At 74.2% G+C, this 5,142-nt stretch carries 5 protein-coding genes; 2 read left to right on the top strand and 3 right to left on the bottom strand.

What is annotated here, in order from left to right:
* On the bottom strand, positions 1 to 328 hold a 328-nt coding region (locus ACI379_RS16440; RefSeq protein WP_439793201.1), incomplete at its 3' end, for an FAD-binding protein.
* Between the two features lie 71 nt (positions 329 to 399).
* On the opposite strand from ACI379_RS16440, the gene ACI379_RS16435 reads away from it, so the two are divergent.
* Both ACI379_RS16435 and rpsT read left to right on the top strand, forming a co-directional pair.
* Positions 400 to 1,344: a phosphotransferase family protein gene (locus tag ACI379_RS16435; protein WP_439793200.1), complete on the top strand. Its 945-nt coding sequence runs from the start codon at positions 400 to 402 to the stop codon at positions 1,342 to 1,344.
* A gap of 156 nt (positions 1,345 to 1,500) precedes the next feature.
* On the top strand, positions 1,501 to 1,761 hold the full coding sequence (gene rpsT / locus ACI379_RS16430; protein WP_439793199.1) for a 30S ribosomal protein S20: 261 nt from the start codon (positions 1,501 to 1,503) through the stop codon (positions 1,759 to 1,761).
* A 96-nt stretch (positions 1,762 to 1,857) separates the two neighbouring features.
* On the opposite strand, the gene holA is transcribed toward rpsT, so the two are convergent.
* A complete protein-coding gene (gene holA / locus ACI379_RS16425; RefSeq protein WP_439793198.1) occupies positions 1,858 to 2,850 on the bottom strand; it encodes a DNA polymerase III subunit delta in 993 nt (330 codons plus the stop codon).
* A 12-nt stretch (positions 2,851 to 2,862) separates the two neighbouring features.
* A partial coding sequence (locus ACI379_RS16420; RefSeq protein WP_439793197.1) for a ComEC/Rec2 family competence protein occupies positions 2,863 to 5,142 on the bottom strand: 2,280 nt, incomplete at its 5' end.

Raw genomic sequence — 5,142 nt, 5'->3', positions numbered from 1 at the left:
CGGGCTCCAGGAGGACACCGGCCCACACGATCGACCCGCCGCCGACGCCGGTGCCACCGATGACGGCGACGTGGCGCAGGATCCGCTGCCAGAAGAAGCCGCGCAGGCCCGCGGCCGGCTGCCAGAGGTACGCGCGGGGGTCCCGGCGGGCCCGCAGCAGGTCCTCGTCGCTGTGCCGGCGCCCCTTCTCCAGGACGAGCACCCGGTGCCCCGCCTCCGTGAGCCGGAGCGTGCTCACGGCGCCGCCGAAGCCGCTGCCGACCACGATCACGTCGGCGTCGCGGGCCGGAGGGACGGGAGTGGCGCTCGTCACGCGCGGGGTCGGCATGGGCGACAGGGTAGGGGCGACGACCGTGCCCGCGGGGTCGAACAGTCGACCCGGCACGGCAGGATGTCGCCATGACCGCCGGCTCCTACCCCGCACCCCCGCACGCCACCGCGCGCCGCCTCGAGTGGCAGCACCTGCCGCCGGCCCTGCGCGCACGGGTGGAGCGTCGCATCGGGTCGAAGGTCGTCGGCGCCGCCTCGCAGGGCGCCGGGTTCACGCCCGGCTTCGCGAGCGTGCTGACCTGCGCCGACGGCAGCCGTCACTTCGTCAAGGCCGCCTCCGTCAAGGCGCAGCGCCCGTTCGCCGAGTCGTACCGCCTGGAGGCCCAGAAGCTGGCCCACGTCCCCCGAGGCGTTCCGGCCCCGCACCTGGTGTGGTGCGAGGCCGACGACGACTGGGTGGCCCTCGAGACGGCGTACGTACCCGGCGCCACCGTGGCGCGGCCGTGGTCGCCGGCCGACCTGGAGGCGTGCCTGGACGCCCTGGAGGTGGTCGCCGACGCGCTGACGCCGGCACCGCCGGCGATGCGGCTGGACTCCTTCGCCGACGACGTCGCCGACTGGCCCACGTTCTGGGGCGCGTTCGAGGTGCCCTCGGCCGCGGACCACGTCGAGGAGGCCGCTGAGCTGGCGGCCGACTTCGCCCGCCACACCGCCGGGGACGCCGTCGTGCACACCGACGTACGGGCGGACAACCTGCTCGTCGACGCTGACGGGAAGGCCTGGCTGTGCGACTGGAACTGGCTGTGCACCGGAGCGCCGTGGCTGGACTCCCTGCTGGCGCTGATCGGTCCGCGCGGCGACGGGCTCGACGTCGAGCAGGCCCTCTCCACCCGCCGGCTGCTGCGTGAGGTGCCGGCCGAGTCGTTCGACGCCGTGCTGGCCCTGGTCACGGGCTACTTCCTCAAGTCCGCCGGCGACCCCGTGCCGCGCAACTCCCCGTACGTCCGACGCCACCAGCAGTGGCAGGGCGAGGTCTGCTGGGAGTGGCTGTGCGAGCGGCGCGGCTGGTCGTGACGCCCACCTGATTTGAGCGTGGGTCCCGCCCGCTGGTAGCCTCTTGGCTTGCATGTCTGGCTCCGGCCCTCTCCCGGGTTGCCTGACAAGGGCTACGTAGCAGCCGACAGCACAAGCACTTTCCTGACCAGGTCTACACAAGAGGGTTTTTCTTCCGTGGCGAACATCAAGTCCCAGATCAAGCGCAACAAGCAGAACGAGGCTGCGCGCCAGCGCAACCAGGCCGTCAAGTCGGCGCTGAAGACCGCCGTCCGCAAGTTCCGCACCGCCGTCGACGCGGGTGACAAGGACGCCGCCGGCGTGGCCGCCAAGGACGCCCTGCGCAAGCTGGACAAGGCCGCCTCGAAGGGTGTCATCCACAAGAACCAGGCCGCCAACCGCAAGTCGGCGATCGCCAAGCAGGCTGCCTCGCTCTGAGTCACAGACTTCCGTACGGCCCGTCAGGTGTGACCTGGCGGGCCGTTCGCATGTCCCGGCCTCCCCGACCCGGCCCGGGAGGCCGGGGGCGTGCGGTCAGCGCCGGCCGCGGGCGAGGCCGGAGACGGTGAGGATGAGCCGTTCGAGGGTGTAGTGCGCGTCGTGGGCCTGGCCCTTGATGTCGGCGTCGGCGACGGCGACCTCGCGCAGCGCCACGGAGATCGACGCCTCGTCCCACCGGTGCGCGGCGTTGCGGACGCTCTTGACGCCCCACGGGGAGACCCCGAGTTCCTTGGCGAGGTCGGCGTCCCTCATCGCACGCGGGGCGCCGAGGAAGCGGGCGATGCGCCGGGCGGAGAGCGCCATGGCGGAGGTGATCAGCACGGTCGGGGTGCCGCCCTCCAGCGCCCAGCGGAGCTCCTCGAGGGCCTGGGCCCGCTTGCCTGCGTACGCGGCGTCGGCGATGTCGAAGGACTTGGCCTCCGCCCGGCCGCCGAAGTAGCGCTTGACCATCTCCTCGCTGATCTGCTGCCCGGGGAAGTCGAAGACGAGCTGGTGGGCGGCGGCGGCCAGCGCGCGCAGGTCGTTGCCGACCGCCTGGATGAGGTACGTGGTGGCCTCGGACGCGATGCGGGCACCGTGGCTGGCCACCTCGGAGCTGACGTACGCGGGCAGCTCGCGCGGCTTGATCTCCTCGGACTTGACCTCGGTGACGGTGCCCTTGAGCTTGCGCAGCTTGGTCAGGACTCCGGTGCCCTTCTGGCCCCCGGAGTGGACCAGGACGAGGGCCACGTCGTCGACGGGTGCCGCGCAGTAGTCGACGAGGCCGTCGACGGACTCGTCGGGCAGGTTCTCCAGCTGGCGCACGACGACGCAGCGGGTGCTCGAGAACAGTGAGGGTGCGGACATCTCCCCCAGCTGGGCGAGCGTCAGGTCGGCCCCGACGGCCTCGCTGAGCTCGGCCTCGGCGTCGTAGGTGCGGACGGCGTCGAGCACGGAGCGGACCGTGCGCTCGGAGAGGAACTCCTCCTTGCCCGTCACCAGGACGACCTGACCGAGGACCTGCGCTGCGCTGGGGGTGGATGCCATGGTGTGCACACCCTAGTCGTCCGCACCGACAGGACGGGTGCCCAGTGCGGTGCGCGCGAGCAGGCGTACGCCGCTGTTGCCCGGCACCACCGCCAGGTCGCCGTCGCGGTCGGTCCGCCCCACCACGGCTCCGGCCCCCTCGAGCGCCGTCAGGACGTCGGCGGACGGGTGGCCGTAGGTGTTGTCCTCCCCCACCCCGACCAGCGCGACGCCCGCGCCGGTGCCCAGGAGCCAGTCGAGATCCTGGTGGCGGCTGCCGTGGTGCGGGACCTTGAGCACGTCGGCCTCGACGGCTCCCACGGTGCGGGCCAGAGCGGCCTGCGCCGGTGGTTCGACGTCGCCGCACAGCAGGAGACGTACACCACCGATCTCGGCCACCGCGACGACGCTGGCGTCGTTGGGGTTGCCGGCTGCGCTGCTGCCGGGAGCCCCCTGCGGCGGCGGCCAGAGGGTGTGCAGCCGGACCTGGCCCACGGCGGCGACCCGACCGGCCGTCACCACCTCCGGAGCCCTCCCCAGAGCCTGCACGACGCCGTCGTAGCCGTGGTCCGGCTCCGGCACGGTGTTGCCGACGACCGTGCCGACCTGTCTCCCGTCGAGCGCGCCGACCAGCCCGTCGACGTGGTCGGCGTCGAAGTGGGTCAGCACCACCAGCGGCAGGCGTCGTACGCCGAGCCGCTGCAGGCAACGGTCGACGGCCACCGGGTCCGGCCCGGCATCCACGAGCACCGCGGAGGAGTCGCCCGCGTTGAGCACCAGCGCGTCGCCCTGCCCGACGTCGCACATGACCGCCACCCACCCCGGCGGCGGCCACCCGGGCGTGGGCGGACGTACCGTCACCGCCACCACGAGCACCCCGCAGGCCACGAGCACCCACACCGGGCGGCGCAGGAGCCCCGGCGCGACGAGGGTGAAGCCGACGCAGAGGAGGGTGAGCACGCCGAGCGCGACGACGCCAGTCCCCCATCCGACCGACGGCGTGGGGAGAGCTGCACCGTGCTGCGCCACCACGACCACCCAGGTGAGGCACCACGCGCCGGGCGCCGCGACGACCTCGCCCGCTGCTGCCCACACGAGACCGACCAGACCGCCCAGCAGGCCGAGCACCGTGGCGGGTGCGACGACGGGCGCGACCAGCAGGTTCGCGGCCACCGCCACCAGCGACACCTGACCCGAGATGCCGGCCACGACCGGGGTGCAGGCGACCTGGGCGGCCAACGGCACCGCGACCGCCTCCGCCACCCACCGCGGCGTCCACGACGCCAGGGCGTCGCGCCACCGCGGGGCGAGCACCAGGATCCCGCCGGTGGCCAGCACCGAGAGGGCGAACCCGGCCGAGACCGCCAGCCACGGGTCGACGAGCAGGAGCCCGAGGACGCACGCGCCCAACGCCCGCGTGCCCCGCGAGAGACCGTTCGTCCCCATGCCCACCAGAGCCACCGAGCCCATGGCGGCCGCCCTCACGACGCTCGGTTCCGTACGGGCCAGGAGGACGAAGCCGACCACCCCGCAGGCTCCCAGCAGCCAGGCCCAGCGCCCGCGTACACCGAGCCACCGTCCCACGACGAGCAGTGCGCCGACCACGATCGTCAGGTTGGTCCCGGAGACGGCGAGCAGGTGGGTCAGTCCGGTGGCGCGGAACTGCTCGGCCACCTCCTCGTCCAGTCCGGAGTCGTCGCCGTCGACGAGGGCGGGCATGAGCTGGCGCTCGTGCTGCCCGCGGTCGGCGACGGCCGTACGGACCGAGGAGCGCAGACTCGCGGCGGCGTCCCACCACGGGCGGGGCGCCCGCGCGACCTCGGGTGCTGCGCGGGGCGCCACCAGGGCCGCGACGTCCCGCTCCCCCGGGGCGAGGCGGGCCGAGGCGCGGACCCGTTGCCCCAGCCGCACTCCCGCCCACGCGGAGTCGGCCAGCACCACGACCGGGGTGTCCAGGTCCCACGCCCGACCGCGGCCCTCGACACGGACCACGTCGGCGCGGAAGACCCACTGCGGGCCGTAGGTGCCGGACCGTTCGCGAGGGTCCGAGGCGACCTGGAACGTCACGCCGACCACGGCCCGCTCCTCGGCGAGCCCGGCGACCGGGGACGCCGCCACGGCACGCACGTGCAGGGCGCTGACTGATGCCACGCCGAGCAGCGCCGCCGTCGCCGCCAGCAGGGCCGACGCCGATGGCAGCAGGTGCCGTGGGCCGCGCCCGCGGCGCCCCAGCCACGCGGCACCGAGCAGGCCGGCTCCCGCCACGGTCAGGAGCGTCAGCGCTGCCGGGGCCCGGAGCAGGAGCACCGTGAG

The organism is Nocardioides sp. (genome assembly GCF_051876515.1).
GTDB lineage: Bacteria > Actinomycetota > Actinomycetes > Propionibacteriales > Nocardioidaceae > Nocardioides.
This window is presented reverse-complemented; position numbering and strand designations above follow the sequence as displayed.